The organism is Streptomyces sp. AC627_RSS907 (assembly GCF_019049165.1).
This window is the reverse complement of the sequence record NZ_JAGMUE010000311.1, coordinates 1-471: the sequence shown is the minus strand read 5'-3', so window position 1 is coordinate 471 and position 471 is coordinate 1. Positions and strand designations below refer to the sequence as shown.

1 protein-coding gene is annotated in these 471 nt (G+C 69.9%); it reads right to left on the bottom strand.

Annotated features, from left to right (window positions below; translation table 11 throughout):
• Nucleotides 1–471, bottom strand: a 471-nt coding sequence (locus KUM32_RS35455; RefSeq protein WP_217146041.1) for a polyketide synthase dehydratase domain-containing protein, incomplete at both ends; no start/stop codon positions are given.

Genomic DNA, 471 nt, shown 5'->3' with positions numbered 1-471 from the left:
GGTGCGCTCGCCTCGGCGAGTGTGCCGCCCGCGTAGCGGGTCCATTCCTGGTCGGTGGGTGCGTCCTCGGCCTTGCCGTGGATTGTCAGTCGTCGGCTGCCGTCCGTGTCGGGGGCGGCGACCACGACCTGGATCGCGAGTCCGCCGTGGTCGGGCAGGACGAGTGGTGCCTCCAGGGTCAGCTCCTCGACCGTGGCGCAGCCGAGTTGTGTTCCCGCGTGCTGTGCCAGTTCCAGGAAGGCCGTGCCCGGCAGCAGTACCGTCCCGTTCACGGCGTGGTCCGCCAGCCACGGATGTGCTCTCAGCGACAGCCGCCCGGTGAACAGATACCCCTGCGCGTCCGCCAACGGCAGTGCGGCTCCCAGCAGCGGATGTTCCGCGCTGCGCAGCCCCGCCGCACTCACATCACCGCTCGTTGTGGATGCCTCCAGCCAGTACCGCTTGTGCTGGAACGCGTAGGTCGGCAGGTCC